The organism is Kaistia defluvii (assembly GCF_040548815.1).
GTDB classification, from domain to species: domain Bacteria; phylum Pseudomonadota; class Alphaproteobacteria; order Rhizobiales; family Kaistiaceae; genus Kaistia; species Kaistia defluvii_A.
Map to the genome: position 1 here is coordinate 41,772 of NZ_JBEPSM010000004.1, position 17,588 is coordinate 59,359.

General features: G+C 66.8%; 15 protein-coding genes. 11 read left to right on the forward strand and 4 right to left on the reverse strand.

What is annotated here, in order from left to right; all coding sequences use genetic code 11:
• The first annotated feature begins 10 nt into the window (after nucleotides 1-10).
• Nucleotides 11-1,450: a lipopolysaccharide biosynthesis protein gene (locus ABIE08_RS20235; protein ID WP_354553661.1), complete on the forward strand. Its 1,440-nt coding sequence runs from the start codon at nucleotides 11-13 to the stop codon at nucleotides 1,448-1,450.
• A complete protein-coding gene (locus ABIE08_RS20240) occupies nucleotides 1,447-2,595 on the forward strand; it encodes a GNAT family N-acetyltransferase (protein WP_354553662.1) in 1,149 nt (382 codons plus the stop codon). The genes ABIE08_RS20235 and ABIE08_RS20240 overlap by 4 nt, the downstream gene beginning before the upstream one ends.
• Here ABIE08_RS20240 and ABIE08_RS20245 read toward each other — a convergent pair.
• Entirely contained in the window at nucleotides 2,558-3,598 is a 1,041-nt protein-coding gene (locus ABIE08_RS20245; RefSeq protein ID WP_354554212.1) for a YeiH family protein, read from the reverse strand. The two genes, ABIE08_RS20240 and ABIE08_RS20245, sit on opposite strands and share 38 nt — an antisense overlap.
• Before the next feature lie 83 nt (nucleotides 3,599-3,681).
• Between ABIE08_RS20245 and ABIE08_RS20250 the strand changes: the two genes are divergently transcribed.
• Nucleotides 3,682-4,572 (forward strand): LysR family transcriptional regulator, encoded by an 891-nt coding sequence (locus ABIE08_RS20250; protein WP_354553663.1) that lies wholly within the window; start codon nucleotides 3,682-3,684, stop codon nucleotides 4,570-4,572.
• Here ABIE08_RS20250 and ABIE08_RS20255 read toward each other — a convergent pair.
• Both ABIE08_RS20255 and ABIE08_RS20260 read right to left on the reverse strand, forming a co-directional pair.
• On the reverse strand, nucleotides 4,562-5,173 hold the full coding sequence (locus tag ABIE08_RS20255) for a CAP domain-containing protein (protein WP_354553664.1): 612 nt from the start codon (nucleotides 5,171-5,173) through the stop codon (nucleotides 4,562-4,564). The two genes, ABIE08_RS20250 and ABIE08_RS20255, sit on opposite strands and share 11 nt — an antisense overlap.
• Nucleotides 5,174-5,262: 89 nt before the next feature.
• Entirely contained in the window at nucleotides 5,263-7,677 is a 2,415-nt protein-coding gene (locus tag ABIE08_RS20260) for a DUF3772 domain-containing protein (protein WP_354553665.1), read from the reverse strand.
• A 157-nt stretch (nucleotides 7,678-7,834) separates the two neighbouring features.
• On the opposite strand from ABIE08_RS20260, the gene ABIE08_RS20265 reads away from it, so the two are divergent.
• The 7 genes from ABIE08_RS20265 to ABIE08_RS20295 all read left to right on the forward strand — a co-directional run bounded on the left by ABIE08_RS20265 (nucleotide 7,835) and on the right by ABIE08_RS20295 (nucleotide 15,499).
• A complete protein-coding gene (locus ABIE08_RS20265) occupies nucleotides 7,835-8,503 on the forward strand; it encodes an exopolysaccharide biosynthesis protein (protein WP_354553666.1) in 669 nt (222 codons plus the stop codon).
• 271 nt (nucleotides 8,504-8,774) lie between these two features.
• Nucleotides 8,775-9,830: a LacI family DNA-binding transcriptional regulator gene (locus ABIE08_RS20270; RefSeq protein ID WP_354553667.1), complete on the forward strand. Its 1,056-nt coding sequence runs from the start codon at nucleotides 8,775-8,777 to the stop codon at nucleotides 9,828-9,830.
• 66 nt (nucleotides 9,831-9,896) lie between these two features.
• The gene (locus ABIE08_RS20275) at nucleotides 9,897-11,144 is read left to right on the forward strand and encodes an ABC transporter substrate-binding protein (RefSeq protein ID WP_436409590.1); all 1,248 of its coding nucleotides are present in this window, start codon (nucleotides 9,897-9,899) and stop codon (nucleotides 11,142-11,144) included.
• 71 nt (nucleotides 11,145-11,215) lie between these two features.
• Nucleotides 11,216-12,148 (forward strand): carbohydrate ABC transporter permease, encoded by a 933-nt coding sequence (locus ABIE08_RS20280; protein ID WP_354553668.1) that lies wholly within the window; start codon nucleotides 11,216-11,218, stop codon nucleotides 12,146-12,148.
• Between the two features lie 17 nt (nucleotides 12,149-12,165).
• The gene (locus ABIE08_RS20285) at nucleotides 12,166-13,026 is read left to right on the forward strand and encodes a carbohydrate ABC transporter permease (RefSeq protein ID WP_354554216.1); all 861 of its coding nucleotides are present in this window, start codon (nucleotides 12,166-12,168) and stop codon (nucleotides 13,024-13,026) included.
• 41 nt (nucleotides 13,027-13,067) lie between these two features.
• On the forward strand, nucleotides 13,068-15,005 hold the full coding sequence (locus tag ABIE08_RS20290; protein ID WP_354553669.1) for a glycoside hydrolase family 127 protein: 1,938 nt from the start codon (nucleotides 13,068-13,070) through the stop codon (nucleotides 15,003-15,005).
• A gap of 212 nt (nucleotides 15,006-15,217) precedes the next feature.
• Nucleotides 15,218-15,499: a hypothetical protein gene (locus ABIE08_RS20295; RefSeq protein WP_354553670.1), complete on the forward strand. Its 282-nt coding sequence runs from the start codon at nucleotides 15,218-15,220 to the stop codon at nucleotides 15,497-15,499.
• Between the two features lie 19 nt (nucleotides 15,500-15,518).
• Here the strand turns inward: ABIE08_RS20295 and ABIE08_RS20300 are convergent, their stop codons facing one another.
• Nucleotides 15,519-16,250 carry a L,D-transpeptidase gene (locus ABIE08_RS20300; protein WP_354553671.1) on the reverse strand — a complete coding sequence of 244 codons (732 nt, stop codon included), beginning with the start codon at nucleotides 16,248-16,250 and terminating at the stop codon, nucleotides 15,519-15,521.
• Nucleotides 16,251-16,598: 348 nt separating this feature from the next.
• Here ABIE08_RS20300 and ABIE08_RS20305 point away from each other — a divergent pair, with 348 nt between their 5' ends.
• Complete coding sequence (locus tag ABIE08_RS20305) at nucleotides 16,599-17,564, forward strand: helix-turn-helix domain-containing protein (protein WP_354553672.1); 966 nt, start codon at nucleotides 16,599-16,601, stop codon at nucleotides 17,562-17,564.
• The last annotated feature ends 24 nt before the right edge of the window (nucleotides 17,565-17,588 follow it).

A 17,588-nucleotide genomic window follows, 5' to 3' on the forward strand; every position in this document is an offset into this window, starting at 1 on the left:
GCTCCGCCCGGTGCGTGTTTCCTTCGTCGGCATGGTCGAGCGCTTTGCGCCGGCGGTGCTCCGCGCCCGCCTGGTCCGCCTGACCGCGATCGCCGACAACATCGTCACCGGCCGCGACGACCGCGCCGTTGCCCAGCGCATGGCGCTGACCGCCTTCACCATCCGCATTCTCTCCGCCGTCATCGCCTATGCCAGCCAGGTGCTGCTGGCGCGCTGGATCGGCGAATTCGAATATGGCGTCTATGTCGTCGTCTGGGTCGGCGCCGTCATCATTGGCGGCCTCGCCTGCCTCGGCATCCAGACCGCGGTCGTGCGCTTCGTGCCGGAATATGCCGCACGCAACGAACTCGCGCTGTTGCGCGGCATCCTGATCGGCAGCCGCGTGCACGGCCTCGCCACGGCGACGCTGATCGCCGCGATCGGGTTGATCGGCATCTTCCTGTTTCGCGACAGCATCGCCAGCTACTATGTCATGCCGCTCTATCTCGCGGCGATCTGCATTCCGATGCTGGCCATCGGCGAGATCCAAGATGGCCTGGCGCGCGGCTTCAACTGGGCCGACCTCGCGCTCTGGCCGACCTTCATCATCCGCCCCGTCCTGATCATCCTCTTCACCTATGTGGCGCTGGAGATGGGCGCGGTCGCGGATGCCACCACGGCGATGACGACGGCGATCCTCGCCACCTACCTGACCAGCGTGCTGCAGATGGGGGCGCTGGCCTATCGCACGCAAAAGGTCGTGACGCCTGGCGTCCGCCACTATCGCTCCTTCACCTGGATCGCGGTCGCCTTCCCGATCTTCCTGGTCGAGGGGTTCTTCAACCTGCTGACCAATGTCGACATCCTGATCGTCGGCCAGTTGCGCCCGCCGGAAGAGGTCGCCGTCTATTTCGCCACGGTGAAGACGCTGGCGCTGGTCCATTTCGTCTATTTCGCCGTCCGCGCCGCCACCATGCAGCGCTTCTCGCAATATTATTCGTCCGGCGACCGCGTCCGCTTCGAGGCGACGGTGCGGGATTCGCTGCACTGGACGTTCTGGCCCTCCGTCGTCGCCGTCATTCTGCTGCTGCTCTGCGGCCGCTTCCTGCTGTCGATGTTCGGCGCCAGTTTCGTTTCCGGCTTCCCGCTGATCTTCATCTTCGCAGCCGGGCTGCTGGTGCGCGCCTCGATCGGTCCGGCGGAAAGCATCCTGACCATGGCGGGGGAACAGCGGATCTGCGCCGCCGTCTATGCCGGGACGTTCCTGGTCAACCTGGTCCTCAACTACACGCTGATCCCGCATTTCGGGCTGGAGGGCGCAGCGATCGCCACCTCGCTGGCGCTTTGCCTCGAAACGCTGGCCGTGTATCTGGCCGTGCGCTGGCGGCTGAAGCTGCGCTGCTCGATCCTGCATGTGCTGGGACCGCGCGGCACAATCCGCCTGACCCCGCGTTCGGAGCGCCAGCCGTGACGACCCCGTCCGTCGCGGAAGTGCCGGCTCCGGCGAGAGAACCGGTTGCGGGCGCGGCCGAGGACAATCCCTTCTTTACCGCGGGCCTTCTCGGCGCGGCGCGAGAGCACCTCGGCGACCCAAGCGTAACGATCGCCGCCATTACCGATGCCAGCGGCGACGTCATCGCCCTGGCGCCGATCCGCCCGACCTCTCTCGGCAGGCTGATCCCCGCCATGGCCGTCTGGGTGCATCCGCATGGGCCGCTCGGAACCCCGTTGCTCGACGCCGGTGCGATCGACGCCGCGGCCGCCGGACTGATCGCCGCCATGGATGGCGGGAGACCGGGACGGCGCATCCTCGAGTTCCCCTATCTGCCGCTCGCAGGCCCCGCCGCAGACGCGTTGCGCCACCAGGCCGAGATCACGGGCCGGCCGATCGCCGTGCTCGCCGCGCACCGCCGAGCCATGCTGAAGCGGACGGGTCCCGCTCCCACGCTTTTCCGGCAGGCGATCTCGGCCAAGAAGCGCAAGGAACTGGCGCGCCAGCTTCGCCGCCTCGGGGAATTGGGAACACTCACTGCCGAGCACGTCTCGGATCCGGAACGTCTCGCGGCCGCGCTGGAGGATTTCTTCACGCTGGAGGCGAGCGGCTGGAAGGGCCGGCGCGGCACGGCGCTAACGCTTCGCGAGCGCGAAAAGGCGTTTGCCAAGGCCTCCGTCGCCAGCGGCGATGCGACCATCCACGCGATCCGGCTCGAGGGCCGCGCCGTGGCGATGCTGGTCAGCTTCAAGGCCGGTGGCAGCGCCGTGACATGGAAGATCGCCTATGACGAAGCCTATGCGCGCTTCTCGCCCGGCGTCCACATCATGCTGGAGGCGTCCGTCGCGCTGCTGGCCGATCCGGCCATCGACCAGATCGATTCGATTGCCATTCCCGACCACCCCATGGTCGACCCAATCTGGCCGGACCGGTTGGAAATCGGCACGCTCGTCATCGGGCCGAAGGGTGGCGGCCTCCGCTACGAGATCGGCCTGGCGTTGGCGCGACTGGAACTGAGCCTGCGCCCCATCGCCCGTCGCCTCGTCCACACCGCGCGGCAGAGGGCCGAGGCGCTGAAGGCGCGGCTCAGGCGATCCCCATCCACCGGATCGCTACCATGCTGATGATGCCCAGCGCCGCGAGCGACAGCACGACCGTTGCCGTGACCCGCAGGCCGGCCCGCGCCACGGAGCGGACGTCGACGCCCAGGCCCAGCGCCGCCATGGCGAGCACGGTAAGGAAGCTCGCGAGCGGGGCCGTATAGCCGACGACCCAATCCGGTATCAACCCGGCGGAACGCAGCATGCCGAGCCCGATGAAGCCGAGGATGAACCAGGGCACCATGTGGCGCAGGTTGGGGCGTCCGGTCGCGATGCCAGCGCCGTCGACCCGGCTTTGCAGCAGCGACAGCACCAGCACGACCGGCCCCAGCATCAGCACGCGCAGCAGCTTGACCAAGGTGCCCATCTGGACGCTGGCGGCGGCAACCGGCGCCGTCGCGGCCAGCACCTGCGGCACGGCATAGACGGTGAGCCCGGCGAATACGCCGTACTGCGTCACGGACAGGCCGAACACAGATATCAGCAGCGGCAGCGTCAGCACGACGACGACACCAAGCACGGCCGTGAAGGCGATTGCCGAAGCGACATCCTCGCCATCGGCATGGATCACGGGCGCCGCGGCGGCGATGGCGGAGTTGCCGCAGATCGAGTTGCCGCAGGCGATCAGGATCGCCATGCCGCGATCGAGCCCCATCATCCGGCCGATGCCATAGCTGACCAGAATGGCGCAGGTGACCACCAGCGCGACGCCGACCAGCAGGGTCAGGCCCTGCGCGGCGACGGCGGCGGCGCTGATCGAGGCGCCGAGCAGCATGACCGCCAGTTCCAGCAACGTGCGCGCACTGAACACGACGCCGGGCAGAAAGCTCTCGCCGGGCCGCCAGACGGAGCGGACCGCCACGCCGATCAGGATCGCCAGCACCACGCCATCCAGCCAGGCGCGGCCGAAGAAGGCGGCCTCGGCATGCTCGACCAGGAGGGCCGCGACCGCCACGGCAGCGGTAAGGGCCAGTCCCGGAGCCAGGGGGTGCAGACGAGCGGGGAAGGAGCGGAGAGCGAAGGACATGCCGGGAAGATGCAGCCGGCTAATCATGCAATCCATTTCGAAATATAATACTGTTCGTTCGATCCAATCGAACAAACATTCTCATGACCCTCGACCAGCTTAGAATTTTCATCGCCGTCGCCGAGCGCGAGCATCTGACGCGCGCCGCCGAGGCGCTGCGCCTGACGCCGTCGGCGGTAAGCTCCGCCATCCATGCGCTGGAAGCGCGCTACGATACGCGCCTGTTCGACCGGGTCGGCCGGCGCATCGAGCTGACCGAGGCGGGTCGCGTCTTCCTGGTCGAGGCGCAGGCGACGCTCGCCCGCGCTCAGGCGGCCGAACTGGCGCTGGCGGAACTGGGCGGGCTGATGCGCGGCACGCTGGAGATCCAGGCGAGCCAGACGATCGCGAGCTACTGGCTGCCGCCGGCACTGGTCCGCTTCCGCGCCGCCTATCCCTCGATCGGCATCCATCTCGCCACCGGCAACACCGAAACCGTGCGCCATGCGGTGCATGAGGGTCTGGCCGAAATCGGCTTCATCGAGGGCGAGATCGACGATCCGGCGCTGGCGACCCGGGCGGTTGGCGAGGACCGGCTCATCCTCGTCGCGACCCCAGAACATCCCCTGTCGAAGGCAAGCCATGTGGGCACGGCGGAAATCGCGGCGACGCGCTGGGTGATGCGCGAGCGCGGCTCGGGCACCCGCTCGGTGTTCGAGGCGGCGCTGACCGCGCGCGGCATCCTGCCCGAGACGCTGAAGGTCGAGCTGGAATTGCCGAGCAACGAGGCGGTTCGGGCCGCCGTCGAAGTCGGGGACCACGCGACCGTGGTATCCGAACTGGTCGCCAGCCCGCATATCGCGGCCGGCAAGCTGGCGCGCGTCGCCTTCGAGATGACGCCGCGCGCTTTCAGCATGGTCTGGCACAAGGAGCGCTACCGCTCCAAGGCCGCCCGGGCCCTGGAAACGCTGCTCGTTGCGCCGGCTAGCGGTTGACGACCGCGCCGCCGATAGAGACGACCGTGCTGCCATCGGCCGGCAGCGGTCCGCCGCCCACGACGGCCGGGCGCTCATAGGGCTTGGCCAGCACGAGCGACCAGTAGACCTTGTACTTGCTCTTCGGCGCATAGGCCGTGCCGATGCCGATCCGGGTCACGCCGGGCTTCAGCATGTTGGCGTTGTGGTGGGGCGAATCGCGCCAGCCGGAAAAGGCTTCCGCCAGAGTGCGATAGCCGGCGCCGACATTCTCGGCCGCGATGCCGGCATCGAAGCCGGAAGCCGCGAGACGGCGCTGGAAGCTGCCGCCAACGTCATGGTTGACCTTGTCGGCCTTGGCCATGGCGCGCGCCTGATCGGCCGCCATCTTGTTCAGGAGCGGATCCACCGTGACGGGGCCGAGGCCCTTGTTCATGCGGTATCCCGTGATCAGGCTGGCGGCGGCCTGCGGGTCGACGGTCGCGCCGGCGGAATCGATCCGATTGTAGAAGACCGGCGATTTCGGCGTCGTGTCGACGACCGTCTCCGAGCAGCCGGCCAGGACGGCGGCGGCGATCAGAGCGGCAAGCAGCGGGGGCATGCGCCGGAGGAAAGGGGTCATGAAGCGCCTCGGGGGTAAGGAAAGCGGAGATACCGGAATAAGCAATAAAGGCTAACGAACTGCGAGCGGCGATAGGGCCCCCCGGCGGCTCAGCCGGGGAGAGCCACCCCTGCTTCCTTCAACCGGCTCAGGATCGCGAACCGCAGCTCGGAGCGGACTGTCGCGCCGGTGGCGATATCCGCGAGATAGCAGCGCAGCTCGAAATCGAGCGACTTCTCGCCGAAATTCAGGAACAGCACGATCGGCTCCGGGTAGCGCAGCACCAGCGAATGGTCCTTGGCGGTTTCGAGCAGGATCGTCTTCACCGCCTCCGCATCGGACAGCTTGCTGACCGTGACCGGCAGGATGATGCGGCCCGACCGGTCGCGCAGCACCATGTTCTTGACGACGCCGGTGATCAGGCTCGAATTCGGCACGATGACGGTGGCGCGATCGAAGGTCTCGATCTCGGTGGCGCGCACATTGATGCGCTTGACCGTCCCCTCCTCCGCCCCGACCGTGATCCAGTCTCCGGCGCGGATCGGCCGCTCGGCCAGCAGGATCAGGCCCGAGACGAAATTGTTGACGATCGCCTGCAGGCCGAGACCGATACCGACGGAGAGCGCGCCCGCGACGATCGCGATGTTGGAGAGATCCAGCCCGGCATAGCCGAAGGCCAGCGTCGCCGCGAAGATCATGCCGACATAGCCGAAGGTCGTGCGGATCGAATTGCGCAGGCCCGAATCCAGCCGCGTCGTCGGCAGGAAGCGGGTGTCGAGCCAGTTCTGGATCGAGCGCGTGACGACCAGGCCGACGATGAAGACGGCGATGCCGGCGACCAGCGTCGACAGCGAGATAGTGATCGAGCCGATCTTGAAGCCGAAGAAGAGCTGGCGGATCGTCTCGAACAGGCCGGAGGAATCCACGCCCCACTGCGCCACGATGGCCAGGAAGGCAAAGCCGATCAGCACCAGATGCGCCGCGCCATTGGCCAGCACGCCGGCCTGTGTCACCGAGCGCGGCGCGAAGCCGACCGAGGAGATCAGGCGGCTGCCGACCACGCCGTCGCGCCGGAACGAGGCGGCGGTCAGCTCGTCGGTCAGCTTCATCAGCAGATAGAGCAGCGAGATGACCACCGCGACCCAGACCGTCTGCGTGGTGAGGAAGCGGCCCAGCGCGACATAGCCCATCAGGTTGGCGATGATGGCGGCGCCGGCGGAAAGGCCGGCGACCAGCAGCGCGAGCCGGCCCAGGCCGTATTCCTCGTCAGCGGGGTCGTCCGTTTCCTCCTCGTCCGGCGTGTTGCGCCGGGTCAGCACGCGAACCATGCCGATGACGAGTATGGCGATGACGATCGACAGGATGCCGTCCAGGGCGATGACGAACTGCAGCGAGGCCAGCGTCACCTTGGCGAAGCTCTGGTGGACGATTACCAACGCCTCGAGCGCCGCGATCGCGACCGAGAGATGGAAGGCGCGGGTGGCGACGGCATCGTCCAGCGCGACCAGCCGCCAGGTGCTGCGCGTCGGCGCCAGCAGCGCCCGCGACACGCCGAAGGCGAGCGAGAAGAACACGATCGCCGCCGTTGCACCCGTCCAGACCAGATCGATGCGATAAGGCATCAGATCCAGCGCCTTCAGGATCGACTGCACGGCGGTCAACACGATCAGCGGCAGGAAGGCATTGACCGCCACGATTGCGGCGGCGGACATCACCTTGGTCCGCATGGTCGGCTGCTGGTCGGCGGTCGGCCGGCGTAGCTTGGAAAGCAGGAAGCGTCGTCCCGGCACCAGCACCATGATGATCAGCGCCAGCAGGCTGACGAAGATCGCGATCACCGAGCGGTCGCTGCGATTGGCGACGACGCCGGCCCATTCGCCGACGACCGAGCCCGAGCGGCCGACGATCGAGGGGACGTCGGTGGCGGCGTCGCCCCAGAGGCCGGGGTCGATCAGGCTGGAATTGCGCTCCAGCAACGCGGCGGTGAAGCGGGTTCGCCGGCGTTCGCCGATCTGGGACAGCGTGTAGGAACCATGCGTCGCGACGGCGAGCGCCTGTTTCTGGAAGCCGGCCAGGTCCGCCAGCTGCTGCTGCGCCTGCTGGCGGTTCGCCTTGGCGGCTTCCGATTCCGCCGCCTCGGTGGTCTCCGTCGGCTTCAGCTGCTCGAACTGCGCAGTCGCGGCCTCGACCTTCGGCGTAAGCGTGTCGGCAAAGGCATTCGCCGCCAGCACGATGTCGGTCGCGTCCTGCTTGTAGCGCCGGAAATCGGCATCGGTCACGCCCGGCTGGTCGATGGCGAGATCGATCCGTTCCAGCGTCGCGTTCCAGGCGTCGATCTGCTTCTGCGGGTCATCCGGCTGCGCCCAGGCCGCCCCGACCGCCAGAACTGCGAGCAAGAAGGCGGCGACCGCCAGGCGCAGCAGCGCGGCCACGCAGGCGCGGGACGCGACGAGATAGGCGGACGGGCGGTGGAGGGCGGCGGCGCTGAACAAGCAGATCTCCGGGCAGGCAACGATACGCGTCATGCGCTTGCCTGAGCTATAGGATGAAAGATGACGAGAATAGGGATTTAAGCTGCAATTTGCGGAGGGTGTACGCGCTCCATCTTACGCCCGAATGGGTGGCGCGGCGGCGACGGCACCCCATATGCGACCCTCGAGCCATCGCGAAGGAACCCGCCGCTTGCCCAGTGATCAGAACCCTGAGGACCCGACGGCGGCGTTCTTCCGGACCCGGTCCGCCTCGGCGATCCTGGCCGATCTGGGTTCGGTGCTGAAGAAGGACCGGGTGAGCCTCGGCGACATGGTCGATGCGCTGGGCGAAGCGGGCCTCGGCCTGACCATCCTGATGCTGGCCCTCCCCTCCTTCATCCCGATCCCGGGCCTGCCGACCGGTTTCGTCTTCGGCACGGCGCTCGCCATCCTCTCGCTGCAGATCATGGTGGGCGCCGACCGGCTGCTGCTGCCGCAATGGCTGCGCCGGCGCAGCCTCCCCAGGGGCCCGGTGGTGAGCGGCGGCGCGTGGATCGCGCCCTGGTTCAAGCGGGTCGAATGGATGCTGCGGCCGCGCTATTCCTTTCTCGCGGGCAAGCTGGCCTATTTCATCCTGGCGGTGCCGATCTTCGTGCACGCCGTGATGATCCTGCTGCCGATCCCGCTTGGCAACCAGCTTCCCTCGCTCGCCGTCATCGTCTTCGCCTTCGGGCTGATCGAGCGCGACGGACTGGCCGTGATCGTGGGCTGGGTACTGACCGTGATCGCGATCGCCTGGAACTCGGCGATCGTCTTCTTCGGCGCGGAACTGTCGCTGTTTCTCTACCGCTGGACGGCGGATCTCTGGGCGTCGCTCTGAGGCAGTCCCTCCTTCGGACGGGACCTGTCCCCAGGCTTCAAAAGGCTTCGCCCGGCCCACGTCGGAGCTCGCCGAATTTTCTCCGCAACTTTGCCCCGGATCGACTTGCGCGACGAAAAAATCGTGCTAGCTTTGAGTGAGAAAAGGTTTTCTCAATCGGCCGTTGGCGGCGGGACACTCCCTCCGCCTTTTTTAAGCACCACTTGAGAAAACCTTTTCTCTACAAAACAGGCCGCCGCTCGAACGGATGGCCGGGGTCAGGAAACACGGCATGAGCGACGGCAGCGACAACGTGATTCAGCCCGCCCGCAGGCGGCCTGTGACGTTGCGCGACGTCGCCGAGACGGCCGGCGTCAGCGTCGCCACCGCCTCGAAGGCGCTGAACGACCAGGGCCGCATGACCGTCGAGACGCGGACCCGCATCCGTAGCGTGGCGCTGCAGCTCGGCTTCCGGCCGAACGGCCTCGCCCAGAGCCTGCTCCGCCGGCGCAGCTTCACCGTCGGCCTGCTCACCAACGACACCTATGGCCGCTTCTCGCTGCCGGTGATGGCCGGCGTTTCCGAAGCGCTGCTCGACAATGGCGTCTCGGTCTTTCTCTGCAATGTCGAGGACGACCCGCGCCTCGGCCAGATGCATGTCGACGCCATGCTGGAAAAGCGCGTCGACGGCATCATCGCCTCGGGCAAGCGGCTCGACCGCCGCCTGCCCGTCGATCTGTCCAATCTCGGCATTCCCGTGATCTATGCCTTCACCAACCCCGACCCCGACACCAACGCGATTGCCTTTGTCTCCGACGATGCCGGCGGCGCCCGGCTTGCCGTCGAGCATTTCGTGGCGCTGGGCCGCCGGCGCATCGTGCATGTGACGGGACCGGAGACCTTCGAGGTCGTGCACCAGCGCGCCGGCGCCTATCGCGCCGTATTGGCCGAACAGGGCTTGGCGCCGCCGCGCGTTCTGATGGGGGCCTGGTCGGAAGGCTGGGGTCACCAGGCGGTGGCGCAACTCTTCGACGCGCCTGGCGAGAAGCCGGATGCCGTCTTCTGCGGCAATGACCAGATCGCCCGCGGCGTCGTCGATGCGCTGCGCGAACGGGGACTGCGCGTGCCCGACGATGTCGGCGTCGTCGGCTTCGACAATTGGGAGATTGTCGCTGCCGCCACGCGCCCGCCGCTCACCACGGTCGACATGAACCTCGTCTCGCTCGGCCGCGAGGCCGGGATGACGCTGCTTTCGCTGGTCGACGGCAAGCCCGTCGAGCCGGGAATCCGAAAACTGCCGTGCCGACTGGTGGTGCGTCAGTCATGCGGCCGTCCACCGGGCGGCTAACCAGAACGGTCGCGAACCCGCGGGAGGAGCTGCGGGGGAACGAAGTCTTCAAAAGGGAGGGAAACCATGAAAACAACTACACGCTGGCTCGCCGCGACGGCGGCCCTGCTATCGATGACGGCGCTCGCCTCTGCGGCGGAAACCGCCAATATCTGGGTCCGGGCCGACGGCTCGAACTTCATGCCGCAGATCGTCGAGGCCTTCAACAAGGGCCACGAAAACCAGATCAAGCTCGACATCATTCCAAATGGCGAACTGGTCCAGAAATATGCGACCTCGGCCGCCGGCGGCACGGCGCCGGACGGATTGTCGCTCGACCTGATCTATACGCCGGCTTTCGCGGCGGCCGGCCAGCTCGAGGACATCACCGACTGGGCGAAATCGCTGCCCTATTTCAAGGATCTTTCGCCGGCTCATGTGAAGACCGGCACCTATAAGGACAAGATCTACGGCCTGCCATTCTCGGCCGACAGCTCGGTCTTGATCTGGAACAAGAAGTTGTTCAAGCAGGCGGGACTCGATCCCGAAAAGGGCCCGGCCAATTTCGCCGAGATCGCGGCGGATGCGGAGAAGGTTGCAGCGCTGGGCGGCGACATCAAGGGCTTCTATTTCTCCGGCGCCTGCGGCGGCTGCAACATCTTCACCTTCACGCCGCTGATCTGGGCGAGCGGCGGCGACATCCTCAGCGAGGACGGCTCCAAGGCGACGCTCGACACGCCGCAGATGCGCGACGCCATCGCGCTCTATCGCGGCATGGTCGAGAAGGGCCTGGTTCCGGAAGGCGCCAAGACCGATAGCGGCGCCAACTTCTTCGCCGCCTTCGCCGCCGGCAATATCGGCATCGCCCCGTCCGGCGCCTTCGCCATCGGCGCGCTCAACACCCAGTACAAGGACATCGACTACGGCGTGACCTTCCTGCCGGGCAAGGATGGCGGCTCGTCCTCCTTCGCCGGCGGTGACAATTTCGTCGTCACCAAGGGCACGCCGAAGCTGGCCGTGCTGAAGGAGTTCCTGGACTACGCCTATTCGCTCGAAGGCCAGACGCTGCTCGCCAGCCGCGGCAGCCTTCCCGTCCGTGGCGACCTCGCCAAGGAAGCGCTGAAGGATCTCGACCCGCGCTACCAGATCGCGGCGGAAGCGATGGCCAAGGGCCGCACCCCGTACAGCGTCGTCTTCAACGACATCATCAACAGCGCCAACGGCCCCTGGGCGCAGATGATCAACGAGGTGTTCTTCGGCGACGACGTCGACGGCGCGATCGCCAATGCGCAGGAAACGATGCAGGGCATCATCGACGCCGGCACCGGTCAGTAAGGCCACTCGATCGGCGGGGGCGCCAGCTGCGCCTCCGCCGTCCGCCAGCCTCGCTCGCGAAGGAAACATCCATGTCCTCGATCACGGCCAAGGCGGGCGCCATGTCCTCCCAGCCTGTCCGCCGACGCGCGAAAGTCGACCGCAGCCACTGGGTCGGCCTGCTCTACATCGCCCCGGCCATCCTCCTGGTGACGGTGTTCTTCGTGATCCCGCTCGGCATGACCGCCTGGATGTCGCTGCACAACTGGCCGCTGATGGGCCAGCACCGCTTCATCGGCCTCGACAATTACGTCGCCATCACCAAGGACGTCCGCTTCTGGAACGCCCTCAAGTTCACGCTCTACTACACGGTGATCGTCACCATCGCGATCTTCGCCGTCGCCTTTCCGCTGGCGCTCTTCGTCGAGAAGCCGCGGCCGATGGCGAGCGTCTATCGCACGGCCTTCTTCATGCCCGTCGTCGTCGGCTTCGCGTCGGCCAGCCTGCTCTGGGCTTGGCTACTCAATGTCGATAGCGGGCTCTTCAGCCCGGCGGCGCAGCAGCTCGGCCTGACGGAAAAGAAGTTCAACCTGATCGCCACCTTCAACCCGGCCTTCTGGTCGATCATCGTCATGGTGGTGTGGAAGGTGGCCGGCTTCACCATGGTCATCCTGATGACCGGGCTGCAGTCGATCCCGACCGAGTTGCAGGAAGCCGCCAAGATCGACGGCGCCAATGCCTGGCAGCGCTTCCGCGCCATCACCCTGCCGCTGATGCGCCGGACCGTCGCGCTGGCGCTGATCCTTTCGGTCGCCGGTTCGATCCTCGCCTTCGACCAGTTCTACATCCTGCTGCGCGGCGGCCCGCGCAATTCGACGATCACGGCGGTGTACTGGATTTTCAACCAGTCCTTCGTCTCGTTCAAACTCGGCTACGGCGCGGCGCTGTCCATGGTGCTGCTGGTCATCCTCGTCGTGCTGAGCCTGATCCAGCTCCGGCTGCTGCGTAACCCGGAGGGCACATGATGGCCAAGGCATCCTCCATGGCGAAGACCAAGCACGGCCAGGGCGGCTTTTCCGCCCGCCTCGTCGGCGAGCACGGCATCGGCCTGTTCCTGTCGATCCTGTTCATCGCGCCGATCGCCTGGGCGATCCTCTCCACCTTCAAGCCGCCTGCCGAGGCGCGGCTGCCGCCGATCCCGCCCTGGCCAACCACCGGCTTCTCGCTCGAGAACTATGTGACGCTCGACAGCTTCGGCGCCGGTCTCTGGCACTCGGCCCAGAACAGCATCTTTGTCGCCGGCTCCAGCGTCGTGCTGACGGCGGTGATCAGCCTGCTCGCCGGCTACGGCTTCTCGCGCTTCCGCTTCCCGTTCAAGAACCTGTTCTTCATCCTGATCCTGTCGACGATCATGATCCCGTTCCAGTCGATCCTGACGCCGATCTTCCTGATCCTCTCCTGGCTCGGGCTGCAGAACACGCTGACCGGGCTCATCCTCGTCTATGTGACGCTGCAGATGCCGTTCTCGATCTTCATGATGCGCAACGCCTTCGACGCGGTGCCGAAGGAGATCGAGGAAGCCGCCCGCATCGACGGCGCCACCAATTTCGCGCTGCTGACCAAGGTGATGCTGCCGCTGGTCTGGCCTGGCGTGGTGACGGTGGGGCTGTTCGCCTTCCTCAACACCTGGAACGAGTTCCTCGCGGCCCTCGTGCTGATGACCGACCAGGGCAAGTTCACCCTGCCGATCATGATGACCGCCGTGCAGTCGGGCCGCTTCGGCGCCGTCGACTGGGGCGCCGTGCAGGCGGGCGTCACCGTGATGATGATCCCCTGCCTGATCCTCTTCCTGCTGCTGCAGCGCTACTACATCCGCGGCCTGACGGCCGGCGCGGTGAAGTAGCCCTCCCCCCGACCCAAGCTTCCAAAGAACAGGAGTCTTCCATGAGTGCCCTGCCATCCGCCGCCCACGACGTGCCGCGCGCCCGTTTTCGCCCGCCCGCAGTTCCCCAGGTTGAAGTCCGCGGCTTCTGGGGCGCGCGCGTCGACGCCGTCGCCGACAAGACCGCCGACATCCTCTACCAGCGCTGCGTCGAGGCCGGCATGCTCGACCAGATCGACCCGGACCGGCCGGTGCCGGCGCTGCGCATCCCGTTCCACCCGAACGGCACGGTGACGATGCAGATGTTCTGGGATTCCGATCTCGGCAAGACGATCGAGACGGCGGCCTATTGCGTCTATCGCAAGCCCAATCCGGCGCTCGAGGCCAAGATCGACGCGGTGATCGACATGTTCGAGAAGCTGCAGCAGGAAGACGGCTACCTGTCGAGCTGGTACCAGCGCATGGAGCCCGGCAAGCGCTGGACCAATCTGCGCGACTGCCACGAACTCTATTGCGCCGGGCATCTGATCGAGGGCGCCGTCGCCTATTACCAGGCGACGGGCAAGCGCAAGCTGCTCGACGTGATGTCGCGCTATGCCGACCATATCGGCACCGTGTTCGGCCCCAATCCCGGCCAGCGGAAGGGCTATTGCGGCCATGAGGAGTTGGAGCTGGCGCTGGTCAAGCTTGCCCGCGTCACCGGCAATCACAAATACATGGATCTCGCCAAGTACATGGTCGACCAGCGCGGCCAGCAGCCGCACTATTTCGACGAAGAGGCGAAGGCGCGGGGCGCCGATCCGTCCGAGTATCACTTCAAGAACTACGAGTATAACCAGGCGCACAAGCCGGTACGCGAGCAGGACAAGGTCGTCGGCCACGCCGTCCGTGCCATGTATCTCTATGCCGGCATGGCCGACGTCGCGACGGAATATGGCGACGACGACCTGCGCAAGGCGCTCGACCGGCTCTGGGACGATCTGAACTCGAAGCGGCTCTACGTCACCGGCGGCCTCGGCCCGTCGGCCGACAATGAGGGCTTCACCTCGGACTACGACCTGCCGAACGAGACGGCCTATGCCGAGACCTGCGCCGCCGTCGGCCTCGCCTTCTGGGCCAACCGCATGCTCGGCATGGGTCCGAACACGCGCTATGCCGACGCCATGGAACTGGCGCTCTATAACGGCTCGATCTCCGGCCTGTCGCTCGACGGTTCGCTGTTCTTCTACGAGAACCCGCTCGAAAGCCGCGGCGGCCATAATCGCTGGACATGGCACCGCTGCCCGTGCTGCCCGCCGAATATCGGCCGCATGGTCGCCTCGATCGGCACCTACATGTACGGCCAGGCAGAAGGCGAAGTCGCCGTCCACCTCTATTGCGACTCGACCGCGACGCTCGACATCGGCAGCGCCGAGGTCAAGCTGACCCAGAACACCCGCTATCCCTGGGACGGCGCGATCGGCATCACCGTCGATGTCGACAAGCCGACCCGCTTCGCGCTCAACCTGCGCATCCCGGCCTGGTGCCGCAAGGCGACGCTTTCGGTCAATGGCGCGCCCGTCGATCTGAAGGATGTGACCGAGGACGGCTATGCGCGGATCGAGCGCGAGTGGAAGGCCGGCGACGCCGTCCAGCTCGATCTCGACCTCACCGTCGAGCAGCTGCATGCCCATCCGGAAGTCCGCCAGGACGTCGGCCGCGTCACGCTGAAGCGCGGGCCGCTGGTCTATTGCCTGGAGGGCATCGACAACCCGCTGTCGCTGAACCGCATCCGCGTTCCCGCCGCATCGAGCTTCACGGCCAATTTCGAGCCGGGCCTGCTCGAAGGCGTCGTGACGCTGGCGGCCGAGGCGGAAGCGGATGCAACGAGCGACTGGAACGGCGATCTCTACCGGACCGCCCCGCCCCAGACCGAGACCGTGCCGATCAAGGCCGTTCCCTACTATGCCTGGGACAATCGCGAGCCGGGTGAAATGCTGGTCTGGCTGCGCGGCGGCTAGGCCGCGCAACTCCGGCTGCTCGACAATGGGCGCCGCCACCCTCGGGTCGCGGCGCCTTTTCATGTCCGGACTTAGCCGTCACCGCGAACTGCCCTTGCGTGGAACGGAGGATGGCCTCCTGCCGTTCTAGCGGGACAAGCGTCGCCGGCTCTGGCGCAGCGGGCACAGTTCTCTATGCTCGGCCAACTTTGCGTCGCACAGGGATTATCCGCGTGTTCTTTCTTATCCGCCTGGCCATATTCTACTGCGTGATCGGCGTCGTGATCCTGCTGGTGCAGCTCAGCTTCACGACCTGCGAACGCCCGCTCGTGCTGGATGACGGCACCAGCGCGACGCACGGCCCGATCGAGCTCAGCCGCATCGGCAAGGACAGCGATTACACCAAGCGCCTGGCCAAGGACGTTGTGTTCTGGGGCCCGCGCGCCTTCGACTTCGTGTTCAAGGGCGACGTGTCGGTGAAGAACTTCCTGCTCGCCACCGACTGCAAGCGCTAGGGCGCGGACGCGCCCGGCATCAGATCACGACCAGCGTGGTCTTCGACGGCACCCGGTCGTAGAGATCGATGACGTCCTGGTTGAACATCCGCACGCAGCCCGAAGACGCCGACTTGCCGATCGTGCGCCATTCCGGCGAGCCATGGATGCGATAGAGCGTATCGGCGCCGTCCTTGTAGATGTAGAGGGCACGGGCGCCGAGCGGGTTCTGCAGCCCGGGCGGCATTCCGGTGCGCCACTTCTCCAGCTCCGGCTTGCGGCCGATCATGGCGGACGGCGGCGTCCAGGTCGGCCATTTCCGCTTCCACTGCACGACCGCGCGGCCCTTCCAGGAGTAGCCCTGACGGCCAAGCCCGACGCCATAGCGCATCGCCTTGCCGTCCTTCAGCACCAGATAGAGGTGCTTCTCCTTGGTATTGACCACCAGCGTGCCCGGCGCCTCGCCGGTGGGGTCATCGACGAGCTGGCGCAGATATTTGGCATCCACGGCCTCGTGGCGAATGGCCGGCAGCTTGAAGTCGCCATCCGTGACGGCCGCATACATCCGCGCATAGTCGCTGGCGTTCGCCGCGGGCTCGACAATGGCGACCGGCTCGGCCACGGCCGGCTGGGGCTGCAATCCTGGGGCAAGCGGGGCGAGACTGGGCTCGGCACCCAGTTCCTTGGGAACCTGCGCGCAGGCGGCGAGCGCCGACACACCGGCAAGGGACAAGCCGGTCAGGAACGACCGGCGCGATAGAACGGAAGACACGGGAACGGAACCTTGGATGGAAAAGGGATGGCCCAGCTGGCAGCAGCGGGCCTTGGGGCGTCTCCTATCGGCTCAAATGCGCCGGGAATAGGGTTAACGCCCCCTGGCGCGCCGCAGGGCAGCTATGCAGGGCCGATGTGGCGCAATTGACACACACCGCTCGGGGGTTGCACAGTCTGGCTATCGCACGCGCCGACGTCCAGGCTGTGCGAGGCCGTGCGGGATCGCTATAGCTGTTCTCGCGTCCATAGAAACAGCCCGGCGATCCATCGGTCGCGGAGGACGGGCCGCCTCAAATAGGACGACATAGCAAGCGACGCTGAAGCAGAAGCCATCTGGGAGGAGGCGATGTCGAAGCCGGAAATCGCACAGCATGCCGACAGGATTCAGCTGGCCATCCGATCGGGCGAGGCGGCGACGTCGGCGCTGGTCGCCTCGTGGCAGCGTTCGGCCCGGCTGCATCAGCTCGACCCGGCCGAGCGACGGCAACCGACCCGCCTCAGCGACCAGGAGCTGACGGTCGCGCGCCAGCGCATGGAGCCGCTGCTCCGCGCGGCGCAGGCGAGCCTCGACCGGCTCTATCTCGCCGTGGGCGGCATGGGCTGCTGCGTCCTGCTGGCCGATGCCGACGGCATCCCGGTGGAGCGCCGCGGCGCCGACGCGGACGCCGATACCTTCGAGGATTGGGGCCTCTGGACGGGCTGCGTCTGGAGCGAGGAGAGCGAGGGCACCAACGGCATCGGCACCTGCCTCGTCGAACAGCGCGCCCTGACCATCCACCGCAACCAGCATTTCTACACCCGCAACACGGCGCTTTCCTGCACGACGGCGCCGATCTTCGACCATGAGGGCCGCCTCGCCGCCGCGCTCGACGTTTCCTCCTGCCGCACCGACCTGACCGAGGAGCTCGTCAACCTCGTCGCCATCGCCGTCGGCGAAGCGACGCGCCGGATCGAGGCCGAGAATTTCCGCCTGGCTTTTCCCGACGCCCGCATTCTGGTCGCGCCGACGGCCGAGTGGTCGCCGAGCGCCCTACTCGCCGTCGACAGGGACGATATCGTCATCGGCGCCACGCGCGCCGCCCGCCATGCCTATCGCCATCGCGAGGCGCTGATCGGCCAGCCCTTGCCGCTTGGCGATCTCGGCGACGAAACCCGCTTCGACGACGGCTTGCGGCATGCCGAACGGATCATCCTGGAGCGGGCGCTCTCGCGCTCCGGCGGCAATGTGACGGCGGCGGCCCGCCAGCTCGGGGTCTCGCGCGCCACCCTGCACCGCAAGCTCGGCAAGCTGGGGCTCGAGCGTTCCCACTGAGTATTGCACCGCACAGTGTCGCAA